Source organism: Streptomyces albicerus (assembly GCF_008905045.1).
GTDB classification, from domain to species: Bacteria; Actinomycetota; Actinomycetes; order Streptomycetales; family Streptomycetaceae; genus Streptomyces; species Streptomyces albicerus.
In genome coordinates, this window is record NZ_VWMY01000069.1 from 38,532 (window position 1) to 57,181 (window position 18,650).

Genomic DNA, 18,650 nt, shown 5'->3' on the forward strand with positions numbered 1-18,650 from the left:
CACTATGCGACCGATCGCCCTGCAGCGGCAGCAGCCCGTCGCTATCGTCGGCATGGCGGTGACCCTGCCCGGCGCCGCCGACCTGGCCACGTACTGGCACAACCTCGTCACCGGCACGGACGCCATCTCCGAGGTGCCGAAAGCCCGTTGGGACGCGGACACCTACTACGATCCGGACGGTCGGCGCGGCATCGAGGGGGTCTACTGTCGCCGCGGCGGCTTCGTCGACGGGCTCGACGCGCTCGCCACCTTCGACCCGACCGCCTTCGGACTCATGCCGGACTCCGTGCCCGGCACCGAGCCCGACCAGCTGATCGCGCTGCGCACCGCCGCGGCCGCGCTTGCCGATGCAGGGGAGGCCGCCCTGCCCGAAGACCGCTCCCGGGTCGGTATCGTGCTCGGCCGCGGCGGCTATCTGACCGACGGGCTCGCCCGCCTCGACCAGCGGATGCGTACGTCCGCCCAACTGGTCCGCACCCTGCGCGAGTTACTGCCCGAGCTGGACGGCGAGCGGCTCGACTCGGTGCGGACGGCGTTCACGGCCGCGCTCGGCGGGGAGCAGAGCCCCGAGTCGGTGATCGGGCTCGTGCCCAACTTCGCGGCCTCCCGGGTCGCCAACCGGCTCGACCTGCGCGGCCCTGCGTACACCGTGGACGCGGCCTGCGCCTCCTCGCTCGTCGCCCTCGACCAGGCCGTCGGCTCACTGGCCGCGGGCCGCTGCGACGTGATGCTCGCCGGCGGCGTGCACCATTGCCACGACATCACGCTCTGGTCGGTCTTCAGCCGCCTGCGGGCGCTGTCGCCGTCCCAGCGGATCCGCCCGTTCCACCGGGACGCGGACGGCGTCCTGATGGGCGAGGGCACCGGCGTGGTCGTCCTCAAACGGCTCGCGGACGCACGGCGCGACGGCGACCGGATCTACGCCGTCGTCCGTGGCGTCGGCGTGGCCAGCGACGGCCGGGCCGCCTCCCTCGTCAACCCGGACCCGGGCGGTCAGGCCCGCGCCATCCGGCTCGCCTGGGCGGCGGCGGGGCTCGACCCGGCGGCACCGGGGTCGCTCGGCCTCCTGGAGGCCCACGGCACCGGCACCCCCAACGGCGACCGAGCTGAACTGGCCACGCTGGCCGAGGTGTTCGGGCCGCCGGACCCGGACGCCAGGCCCGACGCCGTGATCGGCTCCGTGAAGTCGATGATAGGCCACACGATGCCCGCGGCGGGCGTGGCGGGCCTCGTCAAGGCGGCCCTGGCGGTGCACCACAGCACGCTCCTGCCGACCCTGCACTGCGACGACCCGCACCCAGCGCTCCGCGCCACCCGCTTCGCCCCGGCCCAGCGGGCCCGGACCTGGCACGGGGACGTCCGCCGCGCCGCAGTCAACGCCTTCGGCTTCGGCGGGATCAACGCCCACGTCGTCCTGGAATCGGCACCGGCCCCGGCCGCCTCCACCGCGCCTGCCGCGCCCGCCGCCCGTGCCGAAGTGGCCGAGCCACCCCGGCTGTTGCGGCTCGCCGCCGCGACCCCGCAGGCACTCGCCGAACTGCTCGACGCCGACGACGCCGCGCTGCGCGCGGCCGCCGCCGAGGGCGGAGCGAGTGGAACCGGGGGCGCCCGCGTCGCCATCCTCGACCCCACCGACCGCCGCCTCGCCCTAGCCCGCAAGGCAGCCGCCCGCGCCCGGACCTGGGGCGGCCGGAGCGACGTGTGGTGTGCGCCGCGACCGGTGCTCGGCCCGAGCGGCGGGAAGATCGCCTTCCTCTGCCCCGGCCTGGAGGCCGAGTTCGAGCCGCGGGCCGAGGACGTCGCCCGCCACTTCGGCCTGCCGGCCCCGCACTGGCCGGACGCCCGGGTGGGCGACGTCGCCCAGCACGGCGCGGCCGTCGTCGGCCTGGGCCGGCTGTTTGCCGGAGCGCTTGACCGGATCGGCGTCCGGCCGGATGCGCTGGCCGGGCACAGTGTGGGGGAGTGGACGGCGATGGCGGTCGGCGGGATGTACGCGGACGCCGAGGTCGACGCCTTCCTACGGGACTTCGACCCAGCCACGCTGAGCGTCCCCGGCCTTGCCTTCGCCGCGTTCGGCACCGGTGCGGCCCAGGTGACGGCCGAGCTCGCGGCGTACCCCGGAGTCGTCCTCTCACACGACAACGCGCCCCACCAGACAATCGTCTGCGGGCCTCGCGACCAGATCGAGGCCCTCACCGGGCGGCTGCGCGGCGCGGGCGTGCTCGGCCGGCTGCTGCCCTTCGAGTCCGGCTTCCACACGCCGATGCTGGCCCCGTACCTCACTCCCATCGAGAAGGCCGCGCGCAGCTTCACGCTGCACCCGCCCCGGGTGCCCGTCTGGTCCGCCACGACCGCCGCCCCCTTCCCGGCCGACGAGGCCGCGGTACGCGCACTCTTCCTACGCCACTTACTCGAACCGGTCCGCTTCCGGCAGCTCACCACGGCCCTGTACGACGCCGGGTTCCGGGCCTTCGTACAGCTGGGCGCGGGCCAGCTGCCGGCCCTGGTGGACGACACCCTCACCGGCCGCGAGTGCCTGTCACTCACCACCAACACGCCCCGGCACAGCGGGCTTTCACAGCTGTACCGGGTGGCGGCCGGACTTTGGTCCCACGGTGCCGAGCCGGACTTCGCGGCCCTGCGGGCGGGGACGGCACTCCGGTCCCCGGCGGCCCCCGCCCGTACGGCCAAGACCGCCCGCACGGCCGCGGACAGCCCGCGAGCCGCCCTCGTCACCGTCTCCCTCACCCTCGGCTCCGGACTCGTCTCGCTCGATGCTGCCACCCGGGACCGGCTCCGCACCGTCCTGCGCGAGGTACCCGCACCCGGGGTGGACCGGCTCGCGGCTGTGGCCGCGCGGAGCCCCGCGGCGGCCGAACTGCGCTCGCTGCTCGGCGAGACAGCGGACGCGGCGGCGCAACTGTTCGCCGCGGCAACAGCCCCGCCCCGCACCGCGCCCCCCGCGCCGCCTGCCGCGACCACGGTGTCCCCGCCCGCCGCCGGCCCCCGCGCCACCCCCCTGCGCATCGCCCTTGACACCATGCCGTACCTCGCCGACCACTGCTTCTTCCGACAGCCCGCACACTGGCCCGAGATAGCCGACCGCTGGCCCGTGGTGCCCGCCACCACCGTGGTGCAGCACATGATCGACGCCGTGCCCGGCCCCAGGACGGCCGTGGCCGTGCACGACGCCCGGTTCGTGGAGTGGACCGTGGCCGCCCCACCGATCGACGTCACGGTCACGACCCGGCCCGAGAAACAGGGGCGGTATGCCGTGGAGTTCGGACGCTATGCCCGCGCCACGGTCGAGACCGCCCCCGGCCACGGCACCGCGCCCCGCCCGCGGCGGTGGCAGACCGACGCCCCGGAGAGTCGGCCGGCCGTCTCCGCACAGCAGATGTACGACGAGCACTGGATGTTCCACGGGCCGCGATTCCGCGGCGTCATCGAGATCGGCGCGCTCGGCGAGCGGCACGTCCGCGGCGTCCTGACCACCCCGCCCGCGCCCGGCGCGCTCCTCGACAACGTCGGTCAGCTGCTCGGCTACTGGCTGATGGCCACGCACACCGACCGCACCATCGTCTTCCCGGCGGGCATCCAGGAGATCCGTTTCCACGGCCCGCCCCCCGAGCCAGGCAGTGACCTCGACTGCCACATCAAGGTCACCGCCCTGACGGACACCGCCTTGGTGGCCGACGCGCAGCTCTCCCGCGACGGTGAGGTCTGGGCCGAGATCCGCGGCTGGCGGGACCGGCGCTTCGACTCGCCGCCCGAGATCGATCCGGTCAAACGATGGCCCGAACACAACACCCTGTCGGCCACCCAGGAAGGCGGCTGGCAGCTGGTCTTCGAACGCTGGCCCGACCCCGCGTCCCGCGAGCTGTTCATGCGCAACCAGCTCGCGGGCCCCGAGCGCGAGCAGTACGCCGGGCACCCCCCGCGCGGCCGGCGCCAGTGGCTGCTCGGCCGGATCGCCGCCAAGGACGCCGTACGCCGCCACCTGTGGGCACACGGCGAGGGCCCCGTCTTCCCCGCCGAGATCCGGATCACCAACGAGCCCGGCGGCGGACCATGCCCCGAGGGCGTGCACGGCAGAGAACTCCCGCCCCTGGAGCTGTCGTTGGCGCACTGCAGGGAGGCCGCCGTCGCACTCGTCCACCCCGCTGCCGACTGTCCCGGCACCGGCACCGGCACCGGCACCGGCATCGACATCGAGGAGATCACCGAGCGCCCCGAAACGACCTACGACGCCATCCTCGCCGCGGACGAGCGCGCGCTCTTCACCCGGCTCGGCGGCGGCCCCGCCTGGCTGACCCGGTTCTGGGCCGCCAAGGAAGCCGTGGCCAAGGCCGAGGGCACCGGGTTCGGCGGCCGACCGCGGGAGTTCACGGCGGTCACGGTCGAGGAAGGAGCCGGCGCCATCGCCGTCCGGGCACCCTCCGGCCGGCTCTGGCGGATCCGGCTCACCGAGGTAACCAACCCGCCAGGACTGCCCACCCGCACCTATGCAGTCGCTTGGACCGAGGAGAACGCCCCATGACGAGCCCCGCCACCACGGACCCCACGCAGGCCGCCGTCCTCGCCGAGGTCACCGACGCCCTGCACACGGTCCTCGCCGACCTCGAACTGGACGACACCCCGATCACCCCCGACACCCGCTTCGTGGAGGACCTCGACCTGGAGTCCATCGACCTGGTCACGCTCACCGGCGAGCTACGCGGGCGCTACGGCGACCGGGTCGACTTCCCCGCCTGGTTCGCCTCGCTCGAACTCTCCGAAATCATCGGCCTGACCGTCGGACAACTCGTCCGGTACATCGCGGGGTGCCTGCGGTGAGCGCGGTCGAGGCGGGCGGGATCCGGCTCAACGTGGAGCGGCTGAGCGGCGCCCCCACCCCGGCACCGGGCCCGCCCGAGACGGTCGTCCTCGTACACGGCATCGCCACCGACAACCTGGCCAGCTACTACTTCACCGTCGCGCCCGCAATCGCGGCCGCCGGACACGACGTCGTGATGTACGACCAGCGCGGCCACGGGCGCAGCTCCCGCCCGCCGCGCGGCTACGGCATCGAGGACTTCAGCGGCGACCTGGACGCGCTGCTCGACGCCCTCGCCCTGGACCGGCCCGTCCACCTGGTCGGCAACTCCTTCGGCGGCACCGTCGCCCTCGCCTACGCGCTGCGCCGCCCCGAGCGGGTCGCTGGCATCCTGATGGTCGAGTCCGAGCCGCCGACCGCCGCCTGGGCCAAGAAGATGAGCGGCATCCTGGCCGGCTCCGCCCGCCAGCTCCACGACGAGAGCACCCTGCCGCAGATCGAGGAGGCCTACGGCCGCCACGAGGCCCGCCTGGTCCGCTGGGCCACCCGCCTGCTGCACGGCACCTCCATCGCCGAGGACATCGCCTCCTGCCCCGTCCCCGCCGAGGAGTCCTGGCGGAGCCTGCACGTGCCGGTCTGCGCGGTGTACGGCGCCAACTCCGACCTCGCCGACACGGCGCCCTGGCTGGAATCGCTGCTGCCCCGCTGCCGCACCCTGACAGTGCGCGGGCACGGACACTCCCTGCTCACCGGCACCCCCGAGACGCTCGGCCCGATCCTGCTCGACTGGGTCCGGGACGGCCACCGGGAGCTGGTCGCGCCGTGAGCCGCTTTCTGATCGTCGTGCCGCCCCTGGTCGGACACGTTAACCCGGCGGTCAGCGTGGCCGCGGAACTGACCGGGCGCGGGCACCGGGCCGCCTGGGCCGCGCTGCCCCGGTTCGTCGAGGAGCTGGCCGGGCCCGACGCCGAGGTGTACCCGTGCGACGTGCCCACGCTCCCGGAGCGGCCGGCTGCCCTGCGTGGGGCCGCCGCCTTGCGCTTCCTGTGGCAGGAGTTCCTCGTGCCACTTGCCGGGGCGATGGCGCCCGGTGTGCGCCGCGCGGTCGAGGAGTTCCGGCCCGATGTCGTCGTCGCCGACCAGCAGACCCTCGCCGGCGCCCTGGTCGCCGAGCGCCTCCGGGTGCCGTACGCCACCTCGTCGACCACCCCGGCGGAATTCAGCGATGCCCTGGACGGCATGCCGAAGGTGGCGGAGTGGACCGCCGGGCTCGTCGCGGAGCTGCGCGCCCGCCTCGGCGACCCGGGGCGCACCCACGATCCGCGCTTCTCCCCCGACCTGGTGCTCGCCTTCACCACCCCCGAACTCGCGGGCCCGGGCCCGGAGCTGCCGCAACTGCGGTACGTCGGCCCGGCGCTCACCCGGCGCCCGGCCGCCGCCTTCCCCTGGGAGTGGCTCGACGAGGACCGGGCCACCGTCCTGGTCTCCCTCGGCACCGCCAACACCGACCTGGGGGCGCGTTTCCTCACCGAGTGCGCGGCAGCCGTCCGGGAGCGCGGGCAGCGGCTGCAGGCGATACTCGCCGACCCCGGGGGCATCCTCGACGGCGAGTCCGACGCCGACATCCTGGTGCTGCCCCGGATCCCCCAACTCCCGCTCCTGCGCCGGGCGTCCGCGATGGTCAGCCACGCCGGGCACAACACTGTCGCCGAGTGTCTGTGGCACGGCGTACCGCTGGTGGTCGCGCCCATCCGGGACGACCAGCCACTGATCGCCGGCCAGGTCACCGGCGCCGGAGCCGGCGTACGGGTGCGCTTCGGGCGCGGCGATCGGCGACGGATCGGTGCCGCCCTCGACACCGTCCTCGACGAGCCCGCCTACCGCGCGGCGGCCCGGCGAATCGGGGACTCCTTCCGCGCAGCGGGCGGGGCGGCGGCCGCGGCGGCGCACCTGGAGAAATTCGCGGCACGGGAGCGGTGAGCGACCGACCGGCAGGGCGACCGCCGTGCCGAAGAGTGGGAACGAGAAGGAGACCACGGACATGGCCACCACGAACCAGCCCCCCGACACACCCGCCCCACCGCCCCCCGCTTCCGATGCTGAACGCGTCGCCCGGCTGCGCCCCGCGTACCAGGCCGAGCTGGCCGACGGCATCGCACGGTTCTTCGAGCCGCGCCGCACAGACTGCCCCTGGTGCGGCGCGCGGCAGCTGCGCCTGCGCCTGCGCACCAAGGACCACCTGCAGCGAAAGCCCGGCACCTTCACCCTGGACCAGTGCCGCGACTGCGGTCACACATTCCAGAACCCGCAGCTCAGCGCGGCCGGACTGGCCTTCTACTACCGGGACTTCTACGACGGCCTGTACGCCGAAAAGATCGGCGACGCCCTGGACAGCGACGCCTCCAGGAAACGCAACCGCGACCGGGCCATGGCCGTGCGGCGGCACGCCCGGCCGAAGCGCTGGCTGGACGTCGGCACGGCGGCCGCCGACTTCTGCCTGGCGGCCAAGAAAGCGCTGCCCGGCACCACCTTCGACGGGCTCGACATCGGCGCCCATGTGCTCCAAGCGCAGCACGAGGAACGCATCGAGCGGGCCTACCAGGGCTTTCTGCCCGACCTCGCGGACGAACTCGCCGACCAGTACGACGCGGTGAGCATGTTCCACTGCCTGGAGCACACCACGGACCCGCGGGCTCAACTGGCCGCTGTCCGCACCGTGCTCCGCCCCGGCGGCCACCTGATCATCGAGGTACCCAACCCGGAGTCGCCCTTCGGCCGCCTCTTCGGCCGGTACTGGCTGCCGTGGTTCCAGCCCCAGCACCAGCACTTCGTGACCATGAGGAACCTGTGCCAGGCCCTCACCGGGCTCGGCTTCACGGTGGTGGCGACGGACCGCGAGAAGTCCCATATCCCCGTGGACTTCACCGCCCTCGTAGGGCTGTACGTGCTGCGGCTGCTGCCGTTCCGCGACGAGCCCTGGCTGCCAAAGCCCCCGGGTCGCCTCGGCACCACGGTCACCAAGACGATCTTCTGGGTGGGCATACCGTTCTGCCTCCCGATGTTCGCCCTGGACCAGCTCCTCGCCCCACTGATCCGCCGTAGCCGCTTCTCCAACGCCTTCCGGGTGGTCGCCCGCCGCGAGGGGTGATCAGCCCGCGCCACCCGCGAACCGCACCCGGGTCACCGCGTGAGCGAACGACCGGTACACCGAAATCCGGTGCTGCCGCCCGATCACCCGCCCGAGCAGCCGCAGCGCCCGCACCTCGACGACCCCGGGGTGCGCGATGCGCAGCTCGGCCCGCTCGTCCGGGGCCATGGACCAGCGCGGCCCGACGAGCACCGCCCGACTGCCGTGCTGGAGCGTTTCGTCGCGGCCGAGGTGCGGTACTTCGAGGCTGGCGGAACCGCCGACTTCCCCGCTGAGGCGTTCCTTCACCCGAAGTTCGTTCTCGACGAACCGGAATCGATGCCGTACGGAGGCGAGTGGCACGGGCCGGATGGCTTCCGGAAGTTCCTCAAGGTCATGACGGAGACCTGGAGCGCGATGGGGCCGAAGACGGCACCGGAGCTGATCGAGTTCGAGGACACCGTTGTGGTGGTGACCACGCTGGAAGCCCGTAGTCGTGCCACGGGACAGGTCGTCAACCCGCCGGTGTGTCAGGTGGTGCGAGTTCGCGAGGGGTTGCTTACCGAGGTCCGGATGTTCTATTGGGACACCGTCGCCATCAATCAGGCCCTCGGACGGCGGGCGCCGCTGCCGACGCTGGAGCGTCTTCCAGGTCCGCGTGGCAGGGACCTACCCGCTCGAGGACGCCGCCGCCACCCACGCCCGGATGGCCGAAGGCAGCCTGCGCGGACGCCTCGTCCTGCTTCCCGATACACCGAGGTAAGGGCACCCGGCTGCACGATGGGCGTAGCCGCAATGCCCCTCTGATCCTCTACGTTGCCGGCTCGCGTGCACCGACCCCCATCGCCCCCGCTCACCGGCGCTGACCAGGCGCCGCCGATCTCCTGGACCTGATCCGCCGGACAGGCCCTCGTCGTGAGCCTGGTTCACAGGGAGGTCCTTGCGGTACGTCAAGCTGTCCTTGCCCGCGAAGGAGCCCCTGTCTGCGCCCTCGAGGCAGCGTCGATGCGGACGGGGCCGCCGGTGGTGTGGACAGTCAGCGCGTAAGCGTGAATGAGCTCGTCAAGGTCAGCGAACGGGTAGAGGGGCCCCGGCGGGCCGGGCATGATGGCCCGCCGGGGAAAGACGGTGTTTGCTGGTTCAGTGGCGGGCCGGAGCGGAGATGCCGGTCCCGCCTGGGAGGTCGGCGCCGAATTGTGCGATGACCGCGTCCAGGTCGAGCGGTGCAAAGGCCTCGCGGGTCACCTCGTTGATCCTGTCGGCGGGCACCAGCCAGCACACTTCGAACTGCAGGTCGTCCGGGTCGTTGGCGTACAGCGACTTGGTGGTGCCGTGGTCGATCTCGTGGGTCAGCGCACCTGCCTGCAGCAGCTTGCCGCGGATCTGCTGGAGCTCGGCCAGGGTGTCCACCTCCCACGCCAGGTGCGCGAGCCCGGGACGTCGGTCCGGGCTCCGCGGGGAAGCCGGGCTCTCGATCTGCATGAAGGCCAGGTCGTGGTCGTTGGTCGATTCCTCGGCCTTCAGGAACGCGGCCTCGGGCACCTTGTCGCCGTCGGCGTGGAGGCGGTGGTCGAGGCGGAAGTTCAGCAGGTCGGTGTAGAAGGCGACGCTGCGTTCGACGTCGCGGACGTAGAGCACGGCGTGGTTGAGACGCTGGACTGGCATGTCACTCCTGGCTTAGTTACGATTAGTGCGTAGCCCCACCATAGGGATGTAGCGAGGACCTCACAAAAGGCACATTGATGTACGTAAAGCACACCACTGACCCTGACCGTGCCGCCGCCCCGCACCCGGGTGACGCCTGGCCTGCCGATGCCCCCCACCCGTGCGAGAGCTGGCCGGACAACGGCCAAAGGTTCCGGGAGACCCTCGACCGGATCGGCGACAAGTGGTCGGTCCTGGTCATCGGCATCCTCAGCCGCGGTCCCTTGCGGTTCGGCGCCCTGCACCAGCGGGTTCCAGGCGTCTCCCAGCGCATGCTCACCCTCACCCTGCGCCACCTGGAACGCGACGGGGTCGTCTCCCGCACCGTCTACGCCGAGGTGCCCCCGCGCGTCGAGTACCAACTGACGCCACTGGGCGAGAGCCTGCGCACCATCGTCCACGCGCTCGCCCAGTGGGTCACGGACCACCATGGAGAGATCGAGAGCGCGCGCCACCGCTACGACGCTGGATGACACTCGTGCCCCAGCTCGCCTTCACCGGCGGGGGACGCAGCGCTCCAGCTCCGAGACCCGCCTGCCCTCCGGCACGACCAGCAGCATCTTCAGCGCCGGCGCAAGCTGCGGGTCCACGCGGTGCGCGGCCCGCGCCACCGACTGGTACAGGCGCCGCTCGGCCGCCGTACGGGCCTCCGAAACCTGCCGGGCCAGCACCGAGACACCCGGCAGCAGCACCCGGTGTCGGCGCAGCCACGTCACCGCATGGTTGAACAGCGCCACCGGCCCCTCGGCGTGTGTCCACGCCCGCCCGTACAGGAAGGCCCGGAACTCCCGCCCCCACCTGCGGTCGCCGAAGTCCCGGTACTGGAACCGCTCCTGGATCTCCCGCGCGTGCTCGTACGGCGTCCTCCGGCGCTCGGCATACCGCTTCACGCACGAGGTGTCCTCGATGCCGAGCTGCCCGGCCAGGTACTCCACGACCTCCCACGGCACCGCCAGCGGATCATCCCCGAGGAACCGGCCGATGCAGCGGACGGTGCCGATCTGCATCGCCATGCCCAAGCGGTGCCCGTCCGAGCGGCGCAGCGCGATCAGGTCCCGGTCCGCGTCGTCCAGGAAGAAGAAGCGCTCCAGCTCCAGGCGTGGGGCCGGGCCACCTCGGCGAAGGCGCCGTACGCCTCCGCCTGTTCGTCAGTCAGAAACTCCACCGGCACGGCCGGACCGTAGCCACCCGCGGGAACCACCCGGCAGGCCTTGCGCGAAGTCCTGCGGAGCCCACCGCCGGTCTGCTAGCTGACCATGATCAATCTCAGCGGCACTTCCTGTACCGCAACTACTCGGCCCCGGGAACCCACCCGGCCCGGCCCGGGCCGGGCCGGCCAGCCAGCTCGAAGAACCGCCGAGCGACAGCACGGCACGACGTCGGACGTGTCCGGGCCACCGGTGAGGCATACGCCCGCCCAGCCCACCACCAAAATGGAACGAAGCCTGCTCCGGGATGGGCACTTGTCGCTGGCCGCCCGGTGGCCGACGTTCTTGCCTGGGACGACCAGCAGCGCCCCACCCGGATCAAATCCGTGAGCCCGTACTCCTTCTTCGACTCCTCGATCCACGGCTGGCGCAGTTGGGCGGACAAAGTGGAGTACGACATCGACTGGCGTGTTCCCGAGCGCCCGCTGCTGCGAGAACCCGCCCCGGAGGCAGCGGCGCACTCCCTACAGGACTGACCGCCGGCGGCGCCGCAGGTCCACCTGCCAGAGACCGGCCGTGTCGACGCAGGTACACCAGACCGACCAGGGCACGTTGGTGCGGGCCCGGAACAGCACCCCGTTGACCACTGTGCGGTGATCGGACCACTGTCCACCAGGCCGGCCGTTGGCCGGTAGCAAGGGCTCGATCTTCCGCCACTTTGCATCGGTCAGTTCATGTCGCCGCACCATGCCCGACGCCTGCCCGGCCCAAGTCATGGTCCACCCAGACAGCCATTAGAGAAGCCCTGAATCCTTGGAGGGCTTCGGAGCAGGGCCTCCCGCTCCTCGCGGGGCTCGACTCCCCGAGCTGCCAAGAGACCGTTCTTCCGTGCATCCGCACCGGCGCACTCACCCGGACCAGGCCCCTGTTGGAACCTCGCCGACCACGGACGGTCAGAGAACAGCCAGTCACGCACGCAACTCCGGCTTGTCCGCCCGCTCGCAGCCAGCGCACCGATTGCCCACACCGCAGGTCCCGGCCGGCCGGCTCAACGTGGCTGCCCGGCTCCTGCCGCGTGCAGCAGTTGTGCCGAGTACGGGTTGAGTTCGATCGGCGCGTCTTCGCCGACCACCACCGTGCCTCCGAGGTGGGCTAGATGGCGGCCGAACGCGTAGTTCGGCTCGAAGGCGAAACTCATTCCGGGCGCCAGTTCCATGCTGGGCAGGAACGTGGGGTGGTCGGATACGCGGGGATACCCTTCGGTGCCGGGGATGCGGCTGAAGAGTCCGCGGCCCTTGCCCACGGAGAGCCCGGGGTTGAGTGAGTGCACCGCGATCAGGAACGGCCAGCCGTCGGCGGCGTCGATCGGCTCGTGCATGGCGTCGACGAGTTCGCCTAACGTGTGCCCCGGGCGAAGCGCCTTGAGGCCGGCGTCGTAGGACGCGCGGCACACGTCCGCGGCACGGTGGAAGTCCTCGTGCACGTCACCGACGGCGATGGTGACCTGGTTCTGGGCGTGGCGTCCGCCGAACCTCGAGAACACCTCGGCGTAGATGACATCGCCGTCCTCCAGGACACGGGGAGCCTGCGCGCGCTGGCCCCAGGCCGGCGGCCCCGCCGCCACCACGTCCGGCCCCGACCACAGGTGCATGGCAGGGGGCAGCGACCCGTGGCTGTATCCCGCGGCCATACTGTGACGAGGATTTTTAGTTGGCACAAAAGAGGGATAGTTGGCACCAAGCTCACGGGCGTTCTCAGAGGTGACGGCGCATCACCTCGATGCACGTGGCCCGGGCCGCGTTCGATCGGTCCCGGGGGTACGGGATTCCGAGGTTCATGCCGGTGTCGGTGGTGATCGGTGACTGCCGCCAAGCGAGGCTCATCTGTGCGCTGGCTTCCGCGCGGGCCGTGGCCACGAGGGTTGCGTAGGGGCCCGCGACCGTCGTGGCTTCGATATGGAGCCATGCCTGGTGGAAGGCCATGCGTGCCAGCAGACCGCTGACCTCGTCGGTGAGTTGTTGTCGTATGGCGGGCGAGGACTCCGGCCGGCACCGTATGCGGTACGGCATCTCCACGTACTCCTCAACCGCCGTCAGGGCCTCTGCGCAGGTCTTGGCCCGGCGTTCCTGCCTCTTACGTCACCGGGTGAGTGTTCAAGAACGTGGGTGCGCGGATGCTGATGTCCGGGACAGCGCCGGGGCCAGCCAGCGGTTGAGGAAGGTGCGGAGCCGGGTTTCGTCCTGCGGTGGCTCGCTGGGGTGCTGCAGCAGCGACGTCAGGAGTCGCATGATGATCTCGGCGAGGCCGTTGAGGTCGTCCTCGTCGATGCCGGCGGCGGCCCAGTCGACGGGGAAGCGCTGCAGCATCTTGGCGCCGTAGGCGATGGTTTCCCTGGTGGTGGCGCCGCGACCGAAGGCGGTGGTGTCTCCGAGTTGCAGCAGAAGGCTCAGGCGTGGCTCGGTGGGGATGGTCCGTACGCAGAAGACCATGCCTTCGACCACGGCTTCGGCCGGGTCGGTGATCCCTTGCAGGTGCGCGATCATCAGGTCGACGAACGACTCGGCGCCCTGGGCCGCCACCTCGCCGATGATGTCGCTGATACGGCCGAAGTGGCGGTAGACGGTCTGGCGGGTGACGCCGAGCTCGCCGGCGACGTCGGACAGGGTCGTCTTCGTGACGCCGTGCCTGTCGATGCAGCGGGCGGTCGCGTCGATGATGCGCTGCCGGGCCTCCGCGTCCGATGCGGGAGGCCGGCCTCCCCAGCCGTGATGCCCCATGGGCTTAGGATCGCACAGGCTCTGCGGTCCGTCGGGACATGGTCGCGCGCAGTACGGCCACGATGAGCCCGGTTGCGGCTACGGTGCACAGCACGGTGTACCACAGGCTGCCGATCGGCGTGCCCTGCTCGGTGATGCCATTGGCCGCCGCGAAGTAGGCCGGCAATGCGACCAGCCAGAGGACGATGTGGACGCCGAGGTACAGCGCCGGATAGATCCGCGCGAACAGCGGCGACGCCACCGGAGCCCGATCTGTTCGCCGCGCGCGCCAGGCGTCCGCGAGAAGGTAGAGGCCGACGATCCAGACCAGGGCGAGCTCGGCACCGAGGATGGCCTGCTGGATCCCAAGCTGGTCCCCACCGCGGAAGACGTTGCTGGGCACGCCGGCGACCGTCATCGCGAGCGGTGTCAGGGCGCCGGCGACCACGGTGCGCAGGCTGATCTGCCCGCCGGTGAGCGTGCCTCGGCCGTCCTGCGCGCCGACCAGCCGGACGACGAGATAGGTCATCGCGCCGAAGGACACCGAGGCGAACAGGAACATGCTGTTCATCGGAACCGAGGCGAGCGCCGGCTCATTGATCATCTCGTTGCCGGGGTTCCAGGCCCACCACTTCAGCTGAGGTCCGAGCTGATCGAAGATCTCGTAGAACGCCTGGCAGACGAACGCGACCGCCAGCGAACCGAGAAGGAGTCCACGTCGCGCGAAGACGCCGAGAACGCGGACCACCTCGTAGGCGAGCTGCGACAGCGCCGGATAGAAGGCCACGATGTAGAGCGGCAGCCGGTCGTACATGAACTGCACGGTGAACACGTTGTGGGAGAAAATGAACCCGACGTGCTCCTCCAGGCCGAACCAGCCCGGGAAGTAGAGCGGCGGCTCGATCACCGCCAGGTAGACGAGCGAGGCGAACCACAGAGAGATGTTGACCGGGTCGCCGTCGCGCCGCCACCGCTGCCACGCATGGACGAGGGCGAACACCGCACCGCCGATGATGAGCAGCTCAAGGAACGGCATGGTGCCGTTCTCGAGACCGAACGGGTTGCGGAAGTCCACGACGGGATCGGCGTCATGGCAGGAGAAACCGAGCCTTCCAGCGAGGCGCTCGGCCGCTGAGTCGCATGAAAAGCTCATTCCCTGCTCCTCGGGTCAGTCATTGACGAGGTCGGTCTCGGCGTACGGCGAGCTGCCGGCGCGGGTCTGGCCGGTGAAGTCGGTGCCGGGCGGATCCTGCTGGTCGTCGAACCCGCCGGGCACGACCGTGCGTCCGAGCCGCTGACGCACCTTGTAGCGCGCGATGCCGAACCAGAACCGCACATCGGTGGTCATCTCCCTCAGTGACATGTCGAGGTTGAAGACCTGGGCGAACGTCCGCTCGACGTAGGCGTCCTCGCGGCTCGTGGCGTTGATGGCGTTGAAGACCGGCCAGCTGAGGCGCGCGGCCAGCTTGCGGCGCCAGGGAGCGACGACCTCACTCCCGGTCGCGAAGTCATATGCCTGGTCACGGGCCATCGCGAGCATCCAGGGCACGTCGAGTGACTTCTTCTGCCGGGCGAGGAACTCGCGGAAGAAGGCGAGGTCGAGGACGTCGTGGCCGTGCAACATCTCGGCGAGGATGAGCGCGGAGCGGCCCGCCGAGCTCATCCCCTGGGCGTAGAACGGGTTGAACGCGCAGATCGAGTCACCGACGCAGATCAGCCCGAGCGGGGGCTGGTCGAGCAGGTCGAAGCGGCGCCACTTGTTGCCGGTCGAGCGAGTGAGGTGCACCCCGGAGGTCGGAGTGCAGGCACGCGTCGCCTGCCCGAAGGACCTGGCCCGCACGCGGTCCACCGCGGCCTCGAAGGTGTCGACCTCGCGCGGCATCCGGATGCCCCACGCCCCCATGCACACGATGGCGCGGTCACCCTCGATCGGGAAGAAGTTGCTGAGGAACTCGTGTTCCTCGGGATGGTCGCCGGTGTCCTGCGTCGGAGTGACGACCAGGTGCTTCCACCACCACGCCTGCGGACGCCGGTCGGCGGGCGGCAGGTCGTACCACCGCGACGTGTAGGTGACCTTGGCGTCAAGGGTCTTCTCCGGCGGCGCCGGCCATCCCGCCGCGCTCAGCCAGTCGGCGACGGAGGAGCCGCGCCCCAGCGCGTCGACGACCAGGTCGGCGGACAGGTGGCCCGAGTCGTCGCCCGCGCGGTACTCGACTCCCTCGACGCGCCCGCGCGCGGTGCCGCCCCCGGTGGAACGAAGTCCGGTGACGGTCACGCCCTCGCGGATCTCGATGGCCGGGAGCTCGCGGACCTTGTCGCGCAGGACCCGCTCGATGAGCACGCGGGAGCTGTAGACCATCGTCATCGACCCAGCCTTGCGCGGGGCCCAGCCGGCGTTCTCGCAGTACGCCGCGTCCATCGACGGCATCAGGCACATCCCGCCCGCGGCGATCAGCGCCTCCTCGAAGCCAGGAAAGATCTCGCCAATCGCGCGACGCCCGGAGTTGAGGAGGAAGTGCGGGTGCTTGCTCTGCGGCACGCCCCGCCGATGCTGCGCGTCCGGCGGGAGCCGGTCCCGCTCCAGGACGATCACCTCGTCGAAATGCCTCGCGAGCACTCCCGCGGCGCACAGCCCCGCCACGCTGCCGCCGAGCACCACGGCCGTCTTTCCCCGCATGCTGCCTCCATTCATACATGTCATGACTGAATGTATGAGCGGAGGGGAAGGTAACAGGTACGGTCTGAACATGCCACCCTTCCCGCGAGACGTCGGGTCCGGCGGAGTGACCTCCCACGGTCCAGCCGGGGCAACGGCCGGCTGGGACGCCCACGTGGCCTTTGGTGTAGGGAGTCCCGCCGCTCCGCTTCCGGTCGATGCCCATGACCGGTGTCAGTTCTCATCGAGCGTGTTTCAACCTGAAGTTGCACTTACTGATCTCTTCGGGGTGTTGTCGGGTGACGCGTGGTGATCCCTGCGGTAGGGCCGGTGGTATGCGGCATGCGCAAGGTGGCGGGCTGACCACGGAGCGGCGGCGGTTTCGGGAGCGGATCCGGTATGAGGCGGGTGAGCGGTTCGCTCGCGGCGAGAAGAACGCGGTGATCGCGAAGGATCTGCGGGTCAGTGACCGGTCGGCGGAGCGCTGGCGGCGGGCCTGGCGGCAGGGCGGGATGGATGCCCTGGCTTCCGCGGGGCCGCCGAAACTGCCGAAGCTGTCGGATGGCCAGTTCGCCGAACTAGAGAAGGAGTTGGCGCTCGGGCCGGCCGAGCACGGCTGGGAAGACCAGCGGTGTACCGTGGCGCGGATCAGAGCGGTGATCGCCTGGAAGTTCCAGGTCGACTGCTCGATGGCGGCGGTGTGGCGGTTGCTGCACCGCCATGACTGGTCCTGGCAGTCTGTGTCGCGCCTGATCTACCGGCTCCGCCGGCACCGCAAGTGCCGGGGCAAGGGGCGCAACAGCTTCGCTTGGAGCGACTACCGCGACCTGGTCGTGCGTGCTCACATACAGCTCAAGGCCCCCATCGTCCTCGTCTGGGACAATCTCACCACCCACCGGGCCGCCGGGATGCGCGAGTACGCGGTCGAGCATGACGGGCTTACCATCGTGCAACTGCCTTCTTATGCACCGGACTTGAACCCGGTTGAGGGCATCTGGTCGCTGTTACGGCGCGGCCCGCTGGCCAATGTCGCCTTCACCGACGGCGACCGATGGTTGCGGCATGGACCAGGAGTTGGAGCGTGCCGCGCTCGTCGCAGCCGAGGGGGCTAGTTGGATTGGATGCCCAAGTGCGGCGGCACCCCTTGTGACCTGCGCTGTACCAAAGTGCCAACTATCTCTCTGATTCCGGGCCTCCGGTTGCTGAAGTTACTGACCTTGCTGGCGCGATGTCGTCGAGGTGAGGCCGGTTTCAGCGAGACATCCATCGATGAGGTTGCTGCGGTACTGGATCTTNTACTGACCTTGCTGGCGCGATGTCGTCGAGGTGAGGCCGGTTTCAGCGAGACATCCATCGATGAGGTTGCTGCGGTACTGGATCTTGCGGAGGCCGTGCCGCAGTGAACACATGAGGTGCTCAGGGTGGGTGAAGGCGGTGTTGGCCTGGCTGCTGCGTCGCAGCAGTGACCAGATGCCCTCGACGGGGTTGAGGTCAGGTGCATAGGCCGGCAGGAAGTAGCAGGTGATCCAGTCGTGGGCGTCGATGAACTCCCTCAGCCGTCTGTCCCTGTGCACGTTCAAGTTGTCCCATACGAGCACGATCGGCGCGTCGAGCTGTTGGTGGGCGGTGGTCAGCAGGTCGCGATAGTCGGTCCAGGTGAAACTGCGTCTGCCGGCCCGTTTGTGATCGAGATGTCGCTTGGGCCGGTAGATCAGACGGGAACGTTCGCCCTGCTTGTAGCAGGCCAAAGCGGCAACGGAGAAGCGGCGTTGGGAGCGTCCCCGCACTCGGATGATGGGTGTCTGTCCGCGCCTGGCCCAGGTGCGGGCCGTGGGCGGCGTCATCGAGAACCCGGCCTCGTCTTCGAAGCAGAGCCAGGCCCCGAGCGCCGCCACGGCGTTTCCACCTGCGGCCATGTCTCCTTCACCCACCCGGTGACAGCTTCTTCATCGCGCTCGATCGCGCGACGGGCCGGGACCTGGTGGCTGAAGCCGTGCCGGTGCAGCATCTGCGCGATCGCCGACAGCGTCATGCTCTTGTGGAACCGACGCCCGATCAGCGTCTTGATCCGCGCCAGTGTCCACGTCTGGTCCGGCCAGCCGTGTGCTACCGGCCCCTTGGCCAGCTCCTGCTCGAGCACCTCAAACAGTGCCTCACTCAGCTTGGGCCTGGACGCCGGCCCCTTCGACTCCAAGGCCGGCCTTCCGCCGTGTTCCCATGCCTGGTGCCATCGCTGTACCGACCGGACACTGACACGTAACTGCTTGGCGACCGCGACGCTGTCGTGTCCAAGGGTGAATAACTCGGCCGCCTGCATCCGGATGTGCTCGCGAAACGCCCGTCGCTCCGCAGTCAGCCCGCCTCCTTGCGGATATCTCATGCAACCGGCCTACCGCGCCAACTACCACTTGTCAGCCACGACATCACGCCAACAAGGTCAGTA

17 protein-coding genes and 2 pseudogenes are annotated in these 18,650 nt (G+C 70.6%); 9 read left to right on the forward strand and 10 right to left on the reverse strand.

Annotation, left to right across the window (positions count from 1 at the left end; all coding sequences use genetic code 11):
• The first annotated feature begins 4 nt into the window (after positions 1–4).
• From GAS53_RS43545 to GAS53_RS43560, 5 genes are all read left to right on the forward strand, one after another.
• Positions 5–4,540 carry a type I polyketide synthase gene (locus GAS53_RS43545; RefSeq protein ID WP_151483317.1) on the forward strand — a complete coding sequence of 1,512 codons (4,536 nt, stop codon included), beginning with the start codon at positions 5–7 and terminating at the stop codon, positions 4,538–4,540.
• On the forward strand, positions 4,537–4,836 hold the full coding sequence (locus GAS53_RS55615; protein WP_192583536.1) for an acyl carrier protein: 300 nt from the start codon (positions 4,537–4,539) through the stop codon (positions 4,834–4,836). The genes GAS53_RS43545 and GAS53_RS55615 overlap by 4 nt, the downstream gene beginning before the upstream one ends.
• Positions 4,833–5,642 (forward strand): alpha/beta fold hydrolase, encoded by an 810-nt coding sequence (locus tag GAS53_RS43550; RefSeq protein WP_192583537.1) that lies wholly within the window; start codon positions 4,833–4,835, stop codon positions 5,640–5,642. Before GAS53_RS55615 ends, GAS53_RS43550 begins: the two co-directional genes overlap by 4 nt.
• Positions 5,639–6,796 carry a glycosyltransferase gene (locus tag GAS53_RS43555; RefSeq protein WP_151483319.1) on the forward strand — a complete coding sequence of 386 codons (1,158 nt, stop codon included), beginning with the start codon at positions 5,639–5,641 and terminating at the stop codon, positions 6,794–6,796. The genes GAS53_RS43550 and GAS53_RS43555 overlap by 4 nt, the downstream gene beginning before the upstream one ends.
• Before the next feature lie 61 nt (positions 6,797–6,857).
• On the forward strand, positions 6,858–7,964 hold the full coding sequence (locus GAS53_RS43560) for a class I SAM-dependent methyltransferase (protein ID WP_151483320.1): 1,107 nt from the start codon (positions 6,858–6,860) through the stop codon (positions 7,962–7,964).
• On the opposite strand, the gene GAS53_RS57105 is transcribed toward GAS53_RS43560, so the two are convergent.
• Positions 7,965–8,306 (reverse strand): hypothetical protein, encoded by a 342-nt coding sequence (locus tag GAS53_RS57105; protein ID WP_225859454.1) that lies wholly within the window; start codon positions 8,304–8,306, stop codon positions 7,965–7,967. It lies immediately after the preceding gene.
• Between GAS53_RS57105 and GAS53_RS58590 the strand changes: the two genes are divergently transcribed.
• Positions 8,196–8,750, forward strand: coding sequence for a nuclear transport factor 2 family protein (locus tag GAS53_RS58590; RefSeq protein WP_404829409.1), 555 nt, complete (start codon positions 8,196–8,198; stop codon positions 8,748–8,750). The genes GAS53_RS57105 and GAS53_RS58590 overlap by 111 nt on opposite strands.
• A gap of 333 nt (positions 8,751–9,083) precedes the next feature.
• Here the strand turns inward: GAS53_RS58590 and GAS53_RS43570 are convergent, their stop codons facing one another.
• Complete coding sequence (locus GAS53_RS43570; protein ID WP_151483322.1) at positions 9,084–9,608, reverse strand: VOC family protein; 525 nt, start codon at positions 9,606–9,608, stop codon at positions 9,084–9,086.
• Positions 9,609–9,685: 77 nt separating this feature from the next.
• Between GAS53_RS43570 and GAS53_RS43575 the strand changes: the two genes are divergently transcribed.
• Positions 9,686–10,120 carry a winged helix-turn-helix transcriptional regulator gene (locus GAS53_RS43575; protein ID WP_151483323.1) on the forward strand — a complete coding sequence of 145 codons (435 nt, stop codon included), beginning with the start codon at positions 9,686–9,688 and terminating at the stop codon, positions 10,118–10,120.
• A gap of 39 nt (positions 10,121–10,159) precedes the next feature.
• Here the strand turns inward: GAS53_RS43575 and GAS53_RS43580 are convergent.
• Positions 10,160–10,818, reverse strand: a pseudogene (locus GAS53_RS43580) (DUF4158 domain-containing protein); the annotation flags it as partial.
• A 309-nt stretch (positions 10,819–11,127) separates the two neighbouring features.
• Between GAS53_RS43580 and GAS53_RS55625 the strand changes: the two are divergent.
• The gene (locus tag GAS53_RS55625; RefSeq protein ID WP_192583540.1) at positions 11,128–11,331 is read left to right on the forward strand and encodes a hypothetical protein; all 204 of its coding nucleotides are present in this window, start codon (positions 11,128–11,130) and stop codon (positions 11,329–11,331) included.
• Here GAS53_RS55625 and GAS53_RS58595 read toward each other — a convergent pair.
• From GAS53_RS58595 to GAS53_RS43610, 6 genes are all read right to left on the reverse strand, one after another.
• Positions 11,320–11,571: a transposase gene (locus GAS53_RS58595; protein ID WP_151483324.1), complete on the reverse strand. Its 252-nt coding sequence runs from the start codon at positions 11,569–11,571 to the stop codon at positions 11,320–11,322. The genes GAS53_RS55625 and GAS53_RS58595 overlap by 12 nt on opposite strands.
• Positions 11,572–11,843: 272 nt before the next feature.
• On the reverse strand, positions 11,844–12,485 hold the full coding sequence (locus GAS53_RS43590) for a M24 family metallopeptidase (protein ID WP_151483325.1): 642 nt from the start codon (positions 12,483–12,485) through the stop codon (positions 11,844–11,846).
• A gap of 64 nt (positions 12,486–12,549) precedes the next feature.
• A complete protein-coding gene (locus GAS53_RS43595; protein ID WP_225859450.1) occupies positions 12,550–12,864 on the reverse strand; it encodes a hypothetical protein in 315 nt (104 codons plus the stop codon).
• Positions 12,865–12,948: 84 nt separating this feature from the next.
• Positions 12,949–13,572, reverse strand: a complete 624-nt coding sequence (locus GAS53_RS43600; RefSeq protein WP_151483326.1) for a TetR/AcrR family transcriptional regulator — start codon at positions 13,570–13,572, stop codon at positions 12,949–12,951.
• A 4-nt stretch (positions 13,573–13,576) separates the two neighbouring features.
• The gene (locus tag GAS53_RS43605; RefSeq protein WP_151483327.1) at positions 13,577–14,704 is read right to left on the reverse strand and encodes a hypothetical protein; all 1,128 of its coding nucleotides are present in this window, start codon (positions 14,702–14,704) and stop codon (positions 13,577–13,579) included.
• A 15-nt stretch (positions 14,705–14,719) separates the two neighbouring features.
• Positions 14,720–16,228, reverse strand: coding sequence for an FAD-dependent oxidoreductase (locus tag GAS53_RS43610; RefSeq protein WP_151483328.1), 1,509 nt, complete (start codon positions 16,226–16,228; stop codon positions 14,720–14,722).
• A 314-nt stretch (positions 16,229–16,542) separates the two neighbouring features.
• Here GAS53_RS43610 and GAS53_RS58600 point away from each other — a divergent pair, with 314 nt between their 5' ends.
• Positions 16,543–17,319: a transposase gene (locus GAS53_RS58600; protein ID WP_404829408.1), complete on the forward strand. Its 777-nt coding sequence runs from the start codon at positions 16,543–16,545 to the stop codon at positions 17,317–17,319.
• Between the two features lie 213 nt (positions 17,320–17,532).
• On the opposite strand, the pseudogene GAS53_RS58840 reads toward GAS53_RS58600, so the two are convergent.
• Positions 17,533–18,587: pseudogene (locus GAS53_RS58840) on the reverse strand (IS630 family transposase); the annotation flags it as partial.
• Positions 18,588–18,650 lie beyond the last annotated feature (63 nt).